This is a genomic window from Enterobacter cloacae complex sp. R_G8 (genome assembly GCF_024599795.1).
GTDB classification, from domain to species: domain Bacteria; phylum Pseudomonadota; class Gammaproteobacteria; order Enterobacterales; family Enterobacteriaceae; genus Enterobacter; species Enterobacter dissolvens.
Genome location: NZ_CP102246.1, coordinates 479,743 through 495,186, shown reverse-complemented (window position 1 = coordinate 495,186; position 15,444 = coordinate 479,743). Strand labels below are relative to the sequence as shown.

The window sequence follows — 15,444 nt, the reverse complement described above, 5'->3', positions numbered from 1 at the left end:
ATCAATGTCCTGCAAGCTGATGGAGCGCGGTAATGACGCGGGTTGTGTCGTCATGAGTCATGTCCGGGAAAAGTGGGAGAGAACAAATACGCGCGCTGTTCCATTCAGAATGCAGGAGCGATACATCAGGAAAACGCTCGCGGTAGTATTTTTGCGTGTGTGCCGCGCGGAAATGCAGGCCAGTGCCGATGCCCTGCTCTTTCAGGGCCGCCATCAGGTTGTCGCGGGAGATCCCGCAGCGGGCTTCATCCACGCGGATAATAAACAGATGCCAGGCGTGCACATGCGGCCATGACGGAAGCGTTAGCGGCTGGAACGGCGTGTCGGCCAGCTCGCGCAGGTAGCGTTCGGCGATGTCCTGACGGCGTTTGTTGGCCTGTTTCAGTTTGCCCAACTGCACCAGCGCCAGCGCGGCGTTGATGTCCGCGAGGTTGTATTTAAAACCAGGCGCGATCACCTCGGCCTGCGGCGCGCGGCCGTGGGTCTGGCGGTCATAGGCATCGACGCCCAGACCGTGGAATTTCAGGCTGCGGATTTTTTGTGCCAGCTGTTCGTCATCCGTCACCACCAGACCGCCCTCGGCGCAGGTCATGTTTTTAATGGCGTGGAAGGAGAAAATTGCCGTGCCCTGCCAGCCCACGTGGCGATCTTTGTAGTACGTGCCCGCAGCGTGTGCCGCATCTTCAATCACCGGAATACCGTGACGCTCCCCCACGGCGCGAATGGCGTCGATGTCACATGGCGCGCCGGCGTAATGCACCGGGATAATGGCTTTGGTGCGCGGCGTTATGGCGGCCTCAACCGCGTCCGGGGTGACCATCAGCGTGTCTTTGTCCACATCGATCATCACCGGGGTTGCTCCCAGCAGAACAATCATATTCAGCGTGGAGACCCAGGTCAGGGAGGGGGTAATTACTTCATCGCCAGGGCCAATACCCAGCGCCATCAGGGTGACGTGCATCCCGGCGGTGGCCGAACTGACGGCAATGGCGTGGTGATTCCCGGTCAGTTGGCAGAATGCCTCTTCAAGCGCCTGATTTTTCGGCCCGGTCGTGATCCAGCCAGAGGTTAATACCTCCTGCAACGCCGTTATTTCCTCATTGCCCATGGACGGGCGGGAAAAAGGCAAAAAATCGCTCATCATTAATTTCCTTGCAATAAGAATGGCACGCTTTTGATATTAACCAATTACCGGTTCGTTTATTTCAACGGTTCATAAACTCATATCAAGGTAACGCGCATTTCTTAGGGAAAAATTAAGATGCGTATTTAAAGTGTTAAGGAGTGTATTTAATTAACTTTATAAACAAGAGGTTACATAATTATGAATTTTTTATTTTGTGATCACATTCAATTTTTGCAAAATGTAACGTTTAAACCAACCCTCAACAAACAAAAAAAATCCCGGTTATTTCTGTAAAAGCAGAAACAACCGGGAACTTTTCTTTTTAGTTAATTGTCGCGCTTATTTTAAATTATTCGGGAAGTCTTTTGGCAATTCACTGGCAGCACACGCAATTACGCTGTCATCGTTGGCTCCGCAGTCGCGCACAAAGGTAATAGTGGCAAACTCATCAATCACTTCCGTTGGATAGGCCGGGCCCGCATCGCGATAGCTGTTCATCAGCGGAATGTGATCGTTCTGGAAACAGACGGTTTTTTCCGGGTTGTTCATGACCCAACGTGGGAAGAAGATGGTGCCATGGAACAGTTTGTCGCCCAGGTTCACAATCAGGCTAACATCGGTGCCGGTGGGTTCGGTCCAGGAGATTTTATAAATACTCTCACCTACGCGAACAATGTATACCCGCTGATCTTTTACCCAACGATTACCCACCAGACCGCTGTGAATACGGTAGTCGATGGTCTTTTCATTCTTGATATAAATCTCGTAGTTCCAGCCGTTATCGTAGGTATAAACCAGATGTTTGCCGATGAAGCCGCTTAAGTCATGTTTGTCGAAGGTGCTCATAAGATGTCTCCTTTGTTTTGATGAGACGATCGTACCCCTTCAAAAAATGAATGAATAACGCTATGTTTGAATCAAATTCATCCAAATTTTAGATTAATTATGCACAAGACGACGCTCGAACAATGGTCTTTGCTGGAGAGAGTGGTGGACGCGGGCAGTTTTGCCAGAGCAGCGGAAGAGACGCACCGCAGCCAGTCTTCCGTCAGCTATAACCTGTCGCTGTTGCAGGAACGGCTGGGGGTGGCGCTTCTGGTGCAGGAAGGGCGCCGGGCGGTGTTGACCCCTGCCGGGGAACTGCTTCTCAACCAGGTCAAACCGCTGCTGAAAGCCTTTGCCTACGTTGAGACGCGGGCGGCTACCCTGCGCAACGGAATGCGCACGCGACTGGATCTGGTGGTGGACAATATCTTCCCCCGCCGGCGTCTGTTCGCCATCCTGCGTCAGTTCCAGCAGCAGTACCCGCAAACGCAGGTGCGCCTCACCGAAGTGCTGGAAAATACCCGCGCCGATGCCATTAACGATGAAGCCGATGTGATGATCCTCACCCGCCGCCAGGATATTACCGGGCTGGGCGAATGGCTGATGAATATCGACTTTGTCGCCGTGGCCCATCACCAGCATCCCCTCTTTCAGCTCGACGCACCGCTCAATGACGACATGCTCCGCCCGTGGCCGCTGATCCAGATTGCAGACAACCACTCTTCCGCGCGCGCTGCCGGAGGCTCATGGACCTTCTCCACCATTGACGCCGCCATTGAGGCGGTGATGTCGCAGGTGGGTTACGGCTGGCTGCCGGAGGAGCGCATTCAGGCTCAGCTGGATCAAGGGGTGCTGAAGATGCTGCCGCTCAGTCACGGCGTGCGTCGGGCCACGCCGCTGCACCTGATCGTTAAGCGCTCCCTTAACCCGCTGGACGAACAGGTTGAGACCCTGTTGCGCCTTTTTAGCCAGGAGCCGTCATCGTCACCTGCTACGCTTTAAGGTCCAAACGTTAAAACGATAAGGAGCAGAGGATGAAAATCGACTTTACGGGAAAAGTGGCGCTGGTTACTGCCTCCACCGGCGGGATCGGCTTCGCCATTGCCAGAGGGCTGGCCGAAAGCGGTGCGGAAGTGATCGTCAATGGCCGCAGTACGGAGTCGGTGAATAAAGGTATTCAGCAGCTGCAGCAGGTGGTGCCGGGCGTGCAGGTGCGTGCCGCGATAGCCGATCTCAGCACGCCGGAAGGGGTCGAGTCGCTGCTGAAGGTGGCGAGCAACGTCGACATTCTGGTCAACAATGCCGGGATTTACGGGCCGCAGGATTTTTACGCCACCGACGATGACACCTGGGAGCGTTACTGGCAGACCAACGTGATGTCCGGCGTGCGTCTCTCACGCGCGCTGCTGCCCGGCATGGTGCAGAAAGGCTGGGGCCGCGTGGTATTTATCTCCTCCGAGTCGGCCTGCAATATCCCGGCGGACATGATCCACTACGGCGTGACCAAAACGGCGCAGCTCTCGCTGGCGCGCGGACTGGCGAAGTTCGTGGCGGGCAGCGGCGTGACGGTCAACAGCGTATTGCCGGGGCCGACGATATCTGACGGATTCGCGGAGATGATGAAAGACGAGATCGAAAAAACCGGTAAGTCGCTGGAACAGCTGGCAAAAGAGTTTGTGATGGCCAACCGCCCCAGCTCGGTGATCCAGCGTGCGGCCACGGTTGAAGAGGTGGCCAATATGGTGGTGTATGTCTGCTCAGCGCAGGCCTCCGCCACCTCGGGCGCGGCGTTACGCGTCGACGGTGGCGTGGTGGACGACATTATCTGAGTCGTCAGGTCTCACTGCCTGCAACCCGGCGGGCAGTAATATAGCGCGCCTGCCAGTAGCTATCGTTCAGGGTGGACACCGTCACGCCCTGACTGCTTGAGGCATGAATAAACTGGCTACCGCCAATATAGACGCCCACGTGCTTTTGGTTCGGGCCGGTCCGGAAGAACACCAGATCCCCGGCCCGAAGCCGGTACTGTGCCACCTTCACGCCACGATGGATCTGCTCGCTTGTCGTACGCGGCAGACTGAGATGTGCGGCATCGCTGAACAGATGTTGCATCAGCGCGGAACAGTCCACCCCGCGATGCGTGGAGCCGCCCCACTGATAGTGCGTGCCTTTCCATTTCTGATACTGGTCAAGAATACGTGAGCGCAACGGAGCCGCTTGCGGGTGAAGCAGCGCCGATTTCGCCGGCGTTCCCGCGAGGTCGTGGTTCATCGATAGCATGGATGCGGGCAGTTGAAAACTGAACGCGGAAAACGAGGCAAAACTTAACGAAAGTATTGAAATAAGCGATCTGAACGTCATATCAAGAGAGAAAAAGTGAGTGAATTTTTCCTTACCGGTGGAGGCCAACGTTCCTCCCAAATATCTTTCGATGCGGCGATAATATCGACAGCTCACTTTTTACCCAATCTTTATCGGGTCTGTTTTTGGACTCCTCGGTTGGGTCGCAAGAATGAGAAAAAAAAGCGCATGGTTTAAGGACTGTGGCGCCAAAGCAGGTAAACTAATGAGCAGAATGTGTATTTCAGCTAAGACGTATTTATGACCAATATGATTGCCGACGAGGCCGTGGCCAAATCCAACGTGCTCTCAGTCTTCGACTTTGATGGAACGTTAACGCACCACGACAGCTTCATCCCTTTCCTGCGTTTTGCCTTCGGCAAACGTTATTTCGCAGGCCGTCTGGTGCGTATGGCGCTACCGACGCTGCACTGCGTGCGCCGCAAGCTAACGCGCGATGAGCTGAAAGAGGTACTGATTAAGACCTTCCTGACGGGCGTGGATGAGCACTGGCTACGACAGCAGGCGGAAGCGTTTTGCGAAAAATACTGGGACAAGCTGATGCGCCCCGAAGGGGTGCTGGCGGTGGCGGCTGAAGTGAACTCCGGTGCGGAAGTGACGATCTGCTCCGCCTCTCCTGCTCTGGTGCTCCAGCCGTGGGCTGACAAACTCGGCATCAAGCTGATTGGCACGCAACTGGAAGTGAAAAACGGCAAGCTGACCGGGCGCATTACCGGCAACAACTGCCGCTGCGCCCAGAAAGTTGCCAGACTGGAAAAGGTGTATGGCAATCTGAACGCGTACCACCTGCGCGCCTGGGGTGATACGCGTGGCGACCATGAACTGCTGGCGGCTGCGCAGGATCCACACTGGCGGCACTTCCATCATCCGCGCAAGCGCCGCAACTCACCGATTAAGGGTTAGGTGCGGTCTGGTGCCCTCACCCCGGCCCTCTCCCACAGGGAGAGGGAGAAGAGCGGTGCATCAGGCCTCACGTTTCCCAGGGAACATCACGCTCGCAATAATCCCCAGCGCCAGCACGCCTAATACCACGAACAGACTGGTCGTCGCGCCAATGCTGTAGCCGTGGTGCCAGAAGTGGTCCGTCGCATTCAAACCGAGCTTGAACGCCACGAAGAACAGCAGCAGGACCACCGCTTTCTCCAGATGAACCAGATATTGCTTCAGCGCTTCCAGTACGAAATAGAGCGTACGCAGGCCGAGGATGGCAAACATCATGGCGCTGTAGATAATCAGCGGCTCGCGGCTGACGGCGATAATGGCCGGTACGGAGTCAAACGCGAACATCACATCGGACAACTCCACGACCGCCACGCAAAGCAATAATGGCGTCGCGTAACGCTTCGCTTTTTTGACGCGCCCAACCATCACGTCCTGGTTTTCCGGTTTTTCCAGCTCCGCATCCACCTCTTTCTGCGTCAGAATGAAGGCGTGGCTGCTGATTTTCGGCCAGACAGGATAAAAACGCTTCACCAGCCGATAGGCCAGATGCCCGGAGTAATCTTCAACCTCGTCGCTCTCTTCGTTGCGCCTGAGCATCATCACCGCCGTCCAGCCAACAACCAGCGCGAAAATAACCTCCACGTACGGCCCCAGACTCAGCAGGCTGGTCCCAATGGCCACGAAGATACCGCGGAAGACAATGGCCCCCAGTACGCCCCAGTAAAGCACGCGGTGACGGTACTTATCTGGTACACCGAACCAGGCGAAAATCGCCATCATCACAAACAGGTTATCGACCGAGAGCACCTCTTCCAGCGCATAGCCGGTGAGGAACAGGCTCGCCATCTCGGCGCCGTGATGAACATACAGGAACCCGGCAAACGCCATCGCCATCGAGAACCAGAAAACGGACCACATCGCGGCACTTTTCAGCGAGACAGGCTTATCGTGACGGTGCATGAAGAGGTCGATAAACATCGCCCCAACAGCCATCACCACAAAGACAACAACGGTTTCCGTCGGGAAACCGAGATGAGCAGCAGACATACACAACCCTTTTTTAGAGGCAAAACACAAAAACCATGCAGACTGGCATATGCCAGCAGAGAAAAAGATGGAACGGTTTTACACCGGTTCCCCCCCTTCAAACCGCAGCTCTGTGGCTGCGCAAGGCGTGTACTTTACCTCACAATGTGGGGTGACGCATCTGCCGTTTAGGCGCTTTGCGTAACGCGCCTGATATGTGAGTCACCTCTTATTTACATAATTTAAACCTTCCATTCACTGGATAAAAATAACGCAACGTCGCTATAGTGGTTTTGTTAAATAAAACTGAGTTGTACCTGATAAAACCAAGAACAGACCCTGCGAGGACACAATGACAGAACAAACGCGTTATGGCGCTACCACCAGTGAGGGGATAGAAAAGGAGACGATGCGGAAGGTCATCTGGCGTATCCTGCCGTTTCTCATCGTCAGCTATCTGATCTCCATTATCGATCGCGGGAACATCGGCATGGCATCGCTGCAGATGAATGAGGATCTCGGTCTCAGCAAAGCGGCATTTGGTTTCGCCAGCAGTCTCTACTTTGTGGCCTATTTTTTGTTTGAAGTGCCAAGCAACCTGGCGATGCAAAAAGTCGGCGCACGACTGTGGATCCCGCGCATTATGATTAGCTGGGGCATTGTGTCCATGTGTATGTCGCTGGTTCAGAACACCACGTCGCTCTATATCGTCCGTTTTCTTCTCGGCGCCGCAGAGGCGGGCTTCTTCCCTGGCGTCGTGCTTTATCTGACCTGGTGGATCCCTTCCCGCTATCGCGCACGCATTATTGCCTCCTTTATGGTCGCCATCCCACTCGCCAACTTCATCGGCTCCCCGCTTTCCGGGTTGATACTGTCGATGGACGGCTGGCTGGGTCTGCGTGGCTGGCACCTGCTGTTTATCATTGAAGGTTTGCCCGCCGTACTGCTCGGCATTGCCGCCTGGTTTATTCTCCGCGATCGCCCTCATCAGGCGAACTGGCTCAGCAGTGAACAAAAGCAATGGCTGGAAACCACGCTGGAAAACGAGCGCAATCAGCAAAAGAATATTGGACATCAAACGACGTGGCAGTTATTGAAACATCGCCAAATCTGGCTGCTGGCGCTGATTTACGCTGGCGCATCGTCTGCTGGCACCACCATCAGCGTATGGTCTCCTCAACTGCTGAAATCCTTCCATCTCAATAATCTTGAGACAGGCCTGTTCAACGCCATCCCGTACGGTCTGGCATCCGTACTCATGATTGTATGGGGACGAAGTTCTGACCGAACCAACGAACGCCGCTGGCATACTGCGCTGACGCTTTTCATGATTGCCGCAGGCGTATTTGCCGCATTTGTCAGCGTCTCCCTTGCTGCCACCATTGTTATTCTCAGCATCATGCTCATCGGCGCTTATTCAATGAAAGGGCCTTTCTGGGCGCTGGCGTCCGGCTGGATGAGCAGTACCTCGGCGGCTGCAGGACTCGCCGCAATTGGCGCTATTGCTAACCTGATCGGCGGCGCGGTCATGGTCAATGCATACGGTATTATTAATGAGCGGACGGGCAGCTACACGCTGGCGATGCTTCCGCTGGCGGCGCTGTGTGTGGCGGGAGGTATCGCAGTACTCATTATGGGACGACAGGCCCGTAACGCTCAGCTACACGAAAATCAGGTCACGCATTAGCAATGACAAAAGCGGGACGCGTGTCCCGCTTTTCGTTAACGGTTTTCTTCCGCTGTGTCGCTCGTTTCCCCGTAGAACTGCTGACAGAAGGGCTTACTGGCCCCCATTTTCTGTGACAGGCGGCTGGCGGTGTCGTGCATCAACTGACGAATACCTTGCTCCCTGCGATCTTCCGTCAGTCGTGAGATGGGACCGGTCAGTGCCAGCGCCGCAATCAGTTTGTCATGAACGCCGAAGACGGGCATCGCAAACGCAGCGGTATGGGGATCGCGGGCACCTGCCGTGTAGAGCGGAAGCGCAGGCTCACCGCCCGGCAGGGGCTCATTGAGGCCCCAATGGCGTAGAACCTTACTGATAGCAGAATCGTCCAGCGGGAACTGGGTGCCGGGGAGATTGCTGTGACGGAGCCCATGTGACGCTTCTGCCCTAAACAGGCACAGACGTTGCCCGCCTTCTAATACATACCAGCTGGCGCTCTCCTGGGAAGCCAGAGACAAGGCCTGAAGTTCCGGCTGAACCACCCGGGAAAGATGGAAAGACTGTTCATACAGCTTACCGAGATAAAGCAGACGAGGGCCAAGCGCATAATTGCCGTCATCATGCCTGACGACATAGTTCATCCGTTCAAGAGAGTTCATTAAGCGGTAAACCGTGGTTTTGTGGTAACCCGATAGCTGCGCCAGGGCGGTTAACGTCAGGCTTTCATCGCCAGGACGGAAGCAATCCAGTAAAGCCAGCGCTTTTTCAACCGCTACAACGCCTTCATTCCCCATCATTATCTCCTTTTCAGCCCGGCAGAGAGTGTACCTCAAATTTTGTGAGTCACTTCGTGTTTACATCACAAACCCCTTCTCAGGTCTGGCTAAAAGGAAAGCAACACCGCTATAGTTGTTTTGTATTGTACACCTGCATTGTACACAGTAAAACAATATGGAGAGCGTCATGTCCGTTTCTGAAAAATCATTGATCAATCGCCAGTTCGAACGCGTTTCAGCTGAAGAGGTCCGCCAGGCCGCCGAATATCAGGCTGCCATACTGGCGGATGTCGCCGGGCGCCGCGGTACGCTGCATGGACGAATCAAACCGTTGGCATCGCACATGGCCGTTGCGGGTCCGGCAGTTACCGTTGAGGTGCGTCCCGGGGATAATCTGGCCATTCATGCCGCGATGGCCGTTGCCCAGCCCGGCGATGTGCTGGTCGTCGATGGCAAAGGCGATCTGAGCTGCGCGCTAATGGGTGAAATCATGGCAACCCAGGCTCAGGCGAGCGGTATTGCAGGGATCATTATCGACGGAGCGGTGCGTGACGCCGACACACTGAGCAAGGGTAACTATCCCGTTTTCTCTGCGGGTCTGAATCCCTGCGGCCCGACAAAGTCCATTTCTGGCCGGGTGAACCATCCCATTTCCGTTGCCGGGGCGACAGTGCAGGCCGGAGATTTGGTCGTGGCCGATATCGACGGCGTGGTGGTGATCCCACGCGAGGACGTTAAGCAGATAATCCGTCTGGCAAAAGAGAAGCTCGAGATGGAGACCAAACGTCTTGCTGCTATCCGTGAGGGCGATTTACGCCCACACTGGCTCAATGACGCGCTGCGTAAGGCGGGCATGCTGGCAGACGGGGAAACGCTGTAATGACAAATAAGAAGGTAGTCCTGGTAACCGGGAGCGACCTGGCAGAGCAAGCCATGGCGATATTGCACGACTTTGAGGTGGTGTTTGCGGGTCGTCAGCCCACGGAGGATGAGCTGACTGCACTGTGTGAACAGCATAATCCGGTGGCAATACTGGTACGTTACGGCAAGATTAGCGCGAAAATCATGGATGCAGCACCAGCCCTGCAGGTTATTTCCAAGCACGGAAGCGGGATCGATGTGATAGACCAGGTGGCAGCGGCTGAGCGTAATATCGCCGTCCGCTCTGCACCGGGAGCTAACGCGGCGGCGGTGGCTGAACACACCTGGGCGTTGATTCTCGCCTGCGCCAAATCGGTGGTATCTCTGGACACGCGACTGCGCGAAGGCCACTGGGATAAGGCCACGCATAAATCTATTGAACTGGAAGGGCTGACGCTGGGACTGATCGGTCTGGGAGCGATTGGCTCACGGGTGGCGAAGATAGGGCACGTCTTCGGAATGCGGGTTCTGGCTTACGATCCCTTCGCTAAAACAATGCCTGACGTGTGCCAGCGCACTGACACCCTGACCGACCTTCTTTCCCGTTCCGATGTGATTTCGTTGCATTGTCCGCTCACCGACGAAAATCGGGGCATGATCAATGCAGAGACGCTCGCATACGTTAAGCGAAACGCTATTCTGGTGAATACGGCACGCGGCGGCTTGATTGACGATCGTTCATTGCTCGCGGCGCTAAAGAATCGAACCTTGCACAGCGCGGGGCTGGACAGCTTTACCAGCGAACCCCTGACCGCTCCGCACCTCTGGCAGGGGGTCGAGAACGTCATTATCTCCCCTCATATTGGCGGCGTCAGCGCAGCGTCGTATATCAAAATGGGTACTGTGGCGGCCAGCAATATTGTAGACGTTGTGCGTGAAGCTGAAGAAACAACGCTTACCGCGAGCCGCTAATCCAAAATGGACTCCCTCAGGGCTTCTCTGCCAGCGCCTGCGCACACGCCCAGGCACTGGCCCACGCCCACTGGAAGTTATACCCACCGAGCCAGCCGGTCACATCCATCACTTCACCGATGAAGTAGAGCCCCGGCACGTTGCGCGCTTCCATGGTGCGAGAGGAGAGCTCATTCGTGTCGACGCCGCCCAGCGTGACCTCCGCCGTGCGGTAGCCTTCGGTGCCGTTGGGCTGCACACGCCAGTTTGTCAGGGTCTCTACCAACGTCTCCTGCTCGCGGCTGTTAAGCTGCTTAAGGGAAACATCCGGGATCTGCCCTAACCCCTGCAAACACTCCACCAGACGCTTTGGCAACTGCATCGCCAGGGTATTTTTCAGACTCTGATTCGGGTGCGCCGCACGCTGTTCATTGAGGAACGCATCCAGATCGCGCTCCGGCAGCAGGTTAACCGTGACGAACTCGCCCGGCTGCCAGTAGCTGGAGATTTGCAGCACCGCCGGCCCCGAGAGGCCACGATGGGTAAAGAGCAGGTTTTCGCGGAACACCGTTCCGTCTTCGGCGGTAATAACGGAAGGTACAGAAACGCCAGAAAGCGTCTGAAGCTGTTCCAGAAGCGGTTTGTGCAGAGTAAAAGGAACCAGTCCCGCACGCGTTGGCAGCACCTTCAGGCCAAACTGCTCGGCAATTTTGTAGCCGAATGGCGAGGCGCCCAGCCCCGGCATCGACAGACCACCGCTGGCAATGACCAGGTTATCGGCGCTAACGGTTTCACCGTTGAGCTGCAGCGTATAGCCCTGCTCGTCGCGCGCCACCTCCAGCACTTCCGTGCGCAGGCGCATCACCACGCCGCCCTTCTCGCACTCGGCCACCAGCATATCGACAATCTGCTGCGCGGAGTCGTCGCAGAACAGCTGTCCCAGCGTCTTCTCATGCCACGCGATGCCGTGCTTACCCACCAGCCCGATAAAGTCCCACTGGGTATAACGCGCCAGCGCAGATTTACAAAAATGGCGGTTCTGGCTCAGATAGGCCGCGGGTTCGACATACAGGTTCGTAAAGTTGCAGCGACCGCCGCCAGACATCAGGATCTTGCGCCCGGGCTTTTTACCGTTATCCAGCAGCAGCACGCGACGACCCGCCTGTCCGGCCATCGCCGCACAAAACATACCCGCCGCACCGGCGCCAATTACCACGGCATCAAACCTTTCCACGTCAAAACCCTCTTTGTTCACTGCCGCGGATTGTAAAGTTTCCTCTGTGGTCACACCAGCGTAAAAAGATATTACAAAGCCATTTCATTGAAATTTAAAGAATATCCTTTCAGGCACTTTTCCCAAATCAGGTGGTATGTCAAAAAAAGTCTATATTTCACTTTGCCCGCCGCGCATTTGTCCTGGATAATGCGCCGCGTTCATGTCCTCAAAATGGCGTAACGTCCTATGCTACATTTGTTTGCCGGCCTGGATTTACATACCGGGCTTTTATTATTGCTTGCTCTGGTTTTTGTACTGTTTTACGAAGCGATCAACGGCTTCCACGACACTGCAAACGCAGTAGCAACGGTTATCTACACTCGCGCAATGCGATCGCAACTGGCGGTCGTGATGGCGGCGGTATTTAACTTTTTTGGTGTCCTTCTGGGTGGACTGAGCGTTGCGTATGCCATTGTGCATATGCTGCCAACGGATCTGCTGCTTAACGTAAGTTCTGGCCATGGCCTCGCTATGGTGTTCTCAATGCTGCTTGCTGCAATTATCTGGAACCTCGGTACCTGGTATTTCGGCCTGCCTGCATCCAGTTCTCACACCCTCATCGGCGCCATTATCGGTATCGGGTTAACCAACGCCCTGATGACCGGCACTTCCGTCGTTGATGCGCTGAATATCCCGAAAGTATTGGGCATTTTCGGCTCTCTGATCATCTCGCCTATCGTCGGTCTGGTGGTTGCAGGTGGGTTAATCTTCATCCTGCGTCGCTACTGGAGCAACACGAAAAAACGTGCGCGTATCCACCTGACGCCAGCAGAGCGTGAGAAGAAAGACGGCAAGAAAAAGCCGCCATTCTGGACACGTATTGCCCTGATCATCTCCGCCATCGGCGTGGCCTTCTCTCACGGCGCGAACGACGGCCAGAAAGGCATTGGTCTGGTGATGCTGGTACTGATTGGTGTTGCGCCAGCGGGCTTCGTGGTCAACATGAATGCTTCCGGATACGAAATCACCCGTACCCGTGATGCCATCAACAACGTTGAAGTTTACTTCCAGCAGCATCCCGATCTGCTGAAGAAAGCAACCGGCGTTGACCAGCTGATCCCGTCTCCTGAAGCGGGTGCGACCACCGCACCAGGTGAGTTCCACTGCCATCCGGCTAACGCGATTAACGCACTGGAACGTGCCAAGGGCATGCTGGGCGATATCGAAAGCTACGACAAACTGGCCGTTGAACAGCGTGGTCAGCTGCGTCGCATTATGCTCTGCATCTCTGACGTGACCGACAAAGTCGCGAAGCTGCCAGACGTGAATGCTGACGACAAGCGTCTGCTGAAGAAACTGAAAAGCGACATGCTCAACACCATTGAGTACGCGCCAATCTGGATCATCATGGCTGTCGCGCTGGCACTGGGTATCGGTACGATGATTGGCTGGCGTCGTGTGGCAACCACCATCGGCGAGAAGATCGGTAAGAAAGGCATGACCTATGCGCAGGGCATGTCCGCGCAGATGACGGCGGCGGTCTCTATCGGTCTGGCAAGCTACACCGGTATGCCGGTCTCCACCACCCACGTACTCTCTTCGTCCGTGGCAGGTACCATGATTGTTGATGGCGGCGGTCTGCAACGCAAAACCGTGACCAACATTCTGATGGCCTGGGTGTTTACGCTTCCGGCATCTATCCTGCTCTCGGGCGGGTTGTACTGGATTGCGCTGAAGCTGATTTAATTGGCTGAAGGCGACAAAAAAGCGGGTCAGGAAACTGACCCGCTTTTTTTATGCTCAGTGCCAAATCATTAAGGCAATCATACTGACGACGACCAGGCCACACAGGGCGCTGGTCAAAATGAACTGGCGACGCAGGCGCTCGCAGCGGCGGATAAACTCTTCATCATGATGATCCCGGTAACGCTGGTAGTAGATATATCCCACCAGACGCATCTGCTTGCTGGGCTGTCCATGCGAGGTGAAGAACCCTCCACCGTCCACATACTGATAAAGCAACGGATCGCAACCACGAAGTACCACTAACAGCGCACGTAACGATGAGAAGTAGCGCGCCATATTCACTATGCAAACTACGCATAACGCCCAAAACAATGCGACGGTGCTAATCATACATCCTCCCCGGCGTCCGCCCACGAAGCAAGGCTTCTGAGCTACCGCACCCCAATGCCCTGACAGACAGTTCAGTGAAAGAATGACCAAAAGTCGATCCGGTTCGCGTTTTAATATCCGAACGGCTCATTAAATAGTGTAGGAGATCCGTTAATTTTTTTGCCACAAGGTTAATCGTTATCAACACCAAAGCTTGAAAATTTTGTTTAACTGGGCCGTAATGAAAGCATCAGACGACGGCTTTCTGTTTAGTCATCGATAACTTAAGGAAGGAGTAACACTATGGCTTACAAACACATTCTCATCGCGGTAGACCTCTCTCCGGAGAGCAAAGTGCTGGTTGATAAAGCAGTATCCATGGCACGTCCCTACAACGCGAAAGTTTCGCTGATTCACGTTGATGTGAATTACTCCGACCTTTACACCGGTCTGATCGACGTTAATCTCGGCGATATGCAGAAGCGCATCTCCGAAGAAACTCACCACGCCCTGAGCGAACTGTCCACCAACGCGGGTTACCCGATCACTGAAACCTTAAGCGGTAGCGGCGATCTGGGCCAGGTGCTGGTCGATGCGATCAAGAAATACGATATGGATCTGGTGGTTTGCGGTCACCATCAGGACTTCTGGAGCAAGTTGATGTCCTCAGCGCGTCAGCTGATCAACACCGTTCATGTGGATATGCTGATTGTTCCGCTGCGTGACGAAGAAGACGAGTAAGTGCATTAAATTCCCCTCACCCTAACCCTCTCCCACAGGGAGAGGGAAGGATCGAGCCCCTCGCCCCTATGGGGAGAGGGGTTGGGGTGAGGGGATATAAATATCAAACCGGTGCCCTTTGGTGGTCACCGCGTTGGTCGTCGCAACGTCCGCCAGCGGCGGCGCGTAGTCCGGGCGCTTCACCACCACCCGCTTCGTCGCGAGCTGACGAGCAGGCTCCAGCAGGCCGTCCGCATCCAGATCCGGCCCCACCAGCGACTGAAACACCCGCATCTCTTTTTTCACCAGCGCGCTTTTCTGCTTATGCGGGAACATCGGGTCGAGATAGACCACCTGCGGGCGCGGGGAGATATCGGTCAACGCCGTCAGGCTGGAGGCGTGGATCAGCTGTAAACGTTCCTGCAACCACGGGCCGATTTCCGGGTCCGCGTAGCCACGGGTCAGGCCGTCATCCAGCAACGCGGCCACCACCGGATTGCGCTCCAGCATTCGCACATGACAGCCCACCGAGGCCAGCACAAACGCATCACGCCCCAGCCCTGCCGTGGCATCCACCACGTCCGGAAGATAGCTTCCCTTGATACCGACCGCTTTGGCCACCGCTTCACCGCGGCCACCGCCAAACTTGCGCCGGTGTGCCATCGCGCCCCCGACAAAGTCGACAAAAATCCCGCCGAGTTTCGGTTCGTCGCGCTTACGTAATTCGAGATGCTCTGGCGTCATCACCAGCGCCATCAGGTTTTCTTCATCGTGCTCCAGCCCCCAGCGGGCCGCCAGAACAGATAAGGCGCCGTCTCCGGCGCCTGTTTCATCCACTAAGCAGATCTTCACGTAGCAA

At 55.5% G+C, this 15,444-nt stretch carries 16 protein-coding genes; 8 read left to right on the top strand and 8 right to left on the bottom strand.

Going from position 1 to position 15,444, the window contains the following annotated elements; all coding sequences use genetic code 11:
• Window position 1 precedes the first annotated feature (1 nt).
• Together arnB and NQ842_RS02255 are read right to left on the bottom strand one after the other, a co-directional pair.
• A complete protein-coding gene (gene arnB / locus NQ842_RS02260) occupies window positions 2-1,141 on the bottom strand; it encodes a UDP-4-amino-4-deoxy-L-arabinose aminotransferase (RefSeq protein WP_046889491.1) in 1,140 nt (379 codons plus the stop codon).
• A 324-nt stretch (window positions 1,142-1,465) separates the two neighbouring features.
• Entirely contained in the window at window positions 1,466-1,972 is a 507-nt protein-coding gene (locus tag NQ842_RS02255; RefSeq protein ID WP_014833628.1) for a phenolic acid decarboxylase, read from the bottom strand.
• 99 nt (window positions 1,973-2,071) lie between these two features.
• Here NQ842_RS02255 and NQ842_RS02250 point away from each other — a divergent pair, with 99 nt between their 5' ends.
• Window positions 2,072-2,953, top strand: coding sequence for a LysR family transcriptional regulator (locus NQ842_RS02250; RefSeq protein WP_047360458.1), 882 nt, complete (start codon window positions 2,072-2,074; stop codon window positions 2,951-2,953).
• 32 nt (window positions 2,954-2,985) lie between these two features.
• Window positions 2,986-3,780: an SDR family NAD(P)-dependent oxidoreductase gene (locus NQ842_RS02245; RefSeq protein ID WP_046889492.1), complete on the top strand. Its 795-nt coding sequence runs from the start codon at window positions 2,986-2,988 to the stop codon at window positions 3,778-3,780.
• Between the two features lie 4 nt (window positions 3,781-3,784).
• On the opposite strand, the gene NQ842_RS02240 is transcribed toward NQ842_RS02245, so the two are convergent.
• Window positions 3,785-4,312, bottom strand: a complete 528-nt coding sequence (locus NQ842_RS02240; RefSeq protein WP_043951711.1) for an NlpC/P60 family protein — start codon at window positions 4,310-4,312, stop codon at window positions 3,785-3,787.
• A gap of 240 nt (window positions 4,313-4,552) precedes the next feature.
• On the opposite strand from NQ842_RS02240, the gene NQ842_RS02235 reads away from it, so the two are divergent.
• A complete protein-coding gene (locus NQ842_RS02235) occupies window positions 4,553-5,215 on the top strand; it encodes an HAD family hydrolase (RefSeq protein WP_014833632.1) in 663 nt (220 codons plus the stop codon).
• 60 nt (window positions 5,216-5,275) lie between these two features.
• Here NQ842_RS02235 and NQ842_RS02230 read toward each other — a convergent pair whose 3' ends face one another.
• A complete protein-coding gene (locus tag NQ842_RS02230) occupies window positions 5,276-6,301 on the bottom strand; it encodes a TerC/Alx family metal homeostasis membrane protein (RefSeq protein WP_014833633.1) in 1,026 nt (341 codons plus the stop codon).
• Window positions 6,302-6,632: 331 nt separating this feature from the next.
• On the opposite strand from NQ842_RS02230, the gene NQ842_RS02225 reads away from it, so the two are divergent.
• Window positions 6,633-7,967, top strand: coding sequence for an MFS transporter (locus NQ842_RS02225; protein WP_043951712.1), 1,335 nt, complete (start codon window positions 6,633-6,635; stop codon window positions 7,965-7,967).
• A gap of 35 nt (window positions 7,968-8,002) precedes the next feature.
• Here NQ842_RS02225 and NQ842_RS02220 read toward each other — a convergent pair whose 3' ends face one another.
• A complete protein-coding gene (locus tag NQ842_RS02220) occupies window positions 8,003-8,740 on the bottom strand; it encodes an IclR family transcriptional regulator (protein ID WP_014833635.1) in 738 nt (245 codons plus the stop codon).
• Between the two features lie 169 nt (window positions 8,741-8,909).
• Here NQ842_RS02220 and NQ842_RS02215 point away from each other — a divergent pair, with 169 nt between their 5' ends.
• Window positions 8,910-9,602 (top strand): RraA family protein, encoded by a 693-nt coding sequence (locus tag NQ842_RS02215; protein WP_257256462.1) that lies wholly within the window; start codon window positions 8,910-8,912, stop codon window positions 9,600-9,602.
• Window positions 9,602-10,555: an NAD(P)-dependent oxidoreductase gene (locus NQ842_RS02210; RefSeq protein WP_232943877.1), complete on the top strand. Its 954-nt coding sequence runs from the start codon at window positions 9,602-9,604 to the stop codon at window positions 10,553-10,555. The genes NQ842_RS02215 and NQ842_RS02210 overlap by 1 nt, the downstream gene beginning before the upstream one ends.
• Before the next feature lie 16 nt (window positions 10,556-10,571).
• On the opposite strand, the gene NQ842_RS02205 is transcribed toward NQ842_RS02210, so the two are convergent.
• On the bottom strand, window positions 10,572-11,768 hold the full coding sequence (locus tag NQ842_RS02205) for an NAD(P)/FAD-dependent oxidoreductase (RefSeq protein ID WP_257256461.1): 1,197 nt from the start codon (window positions 11,766-11,768) through the stop codon (window positions 10,572-10,574).
• Window positions 11,769-11,996: 228 nt separating this feature from the next.
• On the opposite strand from NQ842_RS02205, the gene pitA reads away from it, so the two are divergent.
• The gene (pitA, locus tag NQ842_RS02200; RefSeq protein WP_014833639.1) at window positions 11,997-13,496 is read left to right on the top strand and encodes an inorganic phosphate transporter PitA; all 1,500 of its coding nucleotides are present in this window, start codon (window positions 11,997-11,999) and stop codon (window positions 13,494-13,496) included.
• A 54-nt stretch (window positions 13,497-13,550) separates the two neighbouring features.
• Here pitA and uspB read toward each other — a convergent pair whose 3' ends face one another.
• Window positions 13,551-13,886 (bottom strand): universal stress protein UspB, encoded by a 336-nt coding sequence (uspB, locus tag NQ842_RS02195; RefSeq protein ID WP_003861224.1) that lies wholly within the window; start codon window positions 13,884-13,886, stop codon window positions 13,551-13,553.
• Between the two features lie 282 nt (window positions 13,887-14,168).
• On the opposite strand from uspB, the gene uspA reads away from it, so the two are divergent.
• Complete coding sequence (gene uspA, locus NQ842_RS02190) at window positions 14,169-14,606, top strand: universal stress protein UspA (protein ID WP_003861223.1); 438 nt, start codon at window positions 14,169-14,171, stop codon at window positions 14,604-14,606.
• A gap of 66 nt (window positions 14,607-14,672) precedes the next feature.
• Here the strand turns inward: uspA and rsmJ are convergent, their stop codons facing one another.
• Window positions 14,673-15,437, bottom strand: a complete 765-nt coding sequence (rsmJ, locus tag NQ842_RS02185; RefSeq protein ID WP_257256460.1) for a 16S rRNA (guanine(1516)-N(2))-methyltransferase RsmJ — start codon at window positions 15,435-15,437, stop codon at window positions 14,673-14,675.
• Window positions 15,438-15,444: the final 7 nt, after the last annotated feature.

Bases quoted from the DNA above. Each gene is read 5' to 3' on its own strand.
- arnB (WP_046889491.1), bottom strand. From the start codon at position 1,141: ATGAGCGATTTTTTGCCTTTTTCCCGCCCGTCCATGGGCAATGAGGAA.
- NQ842_RS02255 (WP_014833628.1), bottom strand. From the start codon at position 1,972: ATGAGCACCTTCGACAAACATGACTTAAGCGGCTTCATCGGCAAACAT.
- NQ842_RS02250 (WP_047360458.1), top strand. From the start codon at position 2,072: ATGCACAAGACGACGCTCGAACAATGGTCTTTGCTGGAGAGAGTGGTG.
- NQ842_RS02245 (WP_046889492.1), top strand. From the start codon at position 2,986: ATGAAAATCGACTTTACGGGAAAAGTGGCGCTGGTTACTGCCTCCACC.
- NQ842_RS02240 (WP_043951711.1), bottom strand. From the start codon at position 4,312: ATGACGTTCAGATCGCTTATTTCAATACTTTCGTTAAGTTTTGCCTCG.
- NQ842_RS02235 (WP_014833632.1), top strand. From the start codon at position 4,553: ATGACCAATATGATTGCCGACGAGGCCGTGGCCAAATCCAACGTGCTC.
- NQ842_RS02230 (WP_014833633.1), bottom strand. From the start codon at position 6,301: ATGTCTGCTGCTCATCTCGGTTTCCCGACGGAAACCGTTGTTGTCTTT.
- NQ842_RS02225 (WP_043951712.1), top strand. From the start codon at position 6,633: ATGACAGAACAAACGCGTTATGGCGCTACCACCAGTGAGGGGATAGAA.
- NQ842_RS02220 (WP_014833635.1), bottom strand. From the start codon at position 8,740: ATGGGGAATGAAGGCGTTGTAGCGGTTGAAAAAGCGCTGGCTTTACTG.
- NQ842_RS02215 (WP_257256462.1), top strand. From the start codon at position 8,910: ATGTCCGTTTCTGAAAAATCATTGATCAATCGCCAGTTCGAACGCGTT.
- NQ842_RS02210 (WP_232943877.1), top strand. From the start codon at position 9,602: ATGACAAATAAGAAGGTAGTCCTGGTAACCGGGAGCGACCTGGCAGAG.
- pitA (WP_014833639.1), top strand. From the start codon at position 11,997: ATGCTACATTTGTTTGCCGGCCTGGATTTACATACCGGGCTTTTATTA.
- uspB (WP_003861224.1), bottom strand. From the start codon at position 13,886: ATGATTAGCACCGTCGCATTGTTTTGGGCGTTATGCGTAGTTTGCATA.
- uspA (WP_003861223.1), top strand. From the start codon at position 14,169: ATGGCTTACAAACACATTCTCATCGCGGTAGACCTCTCTCCGGAGAGC.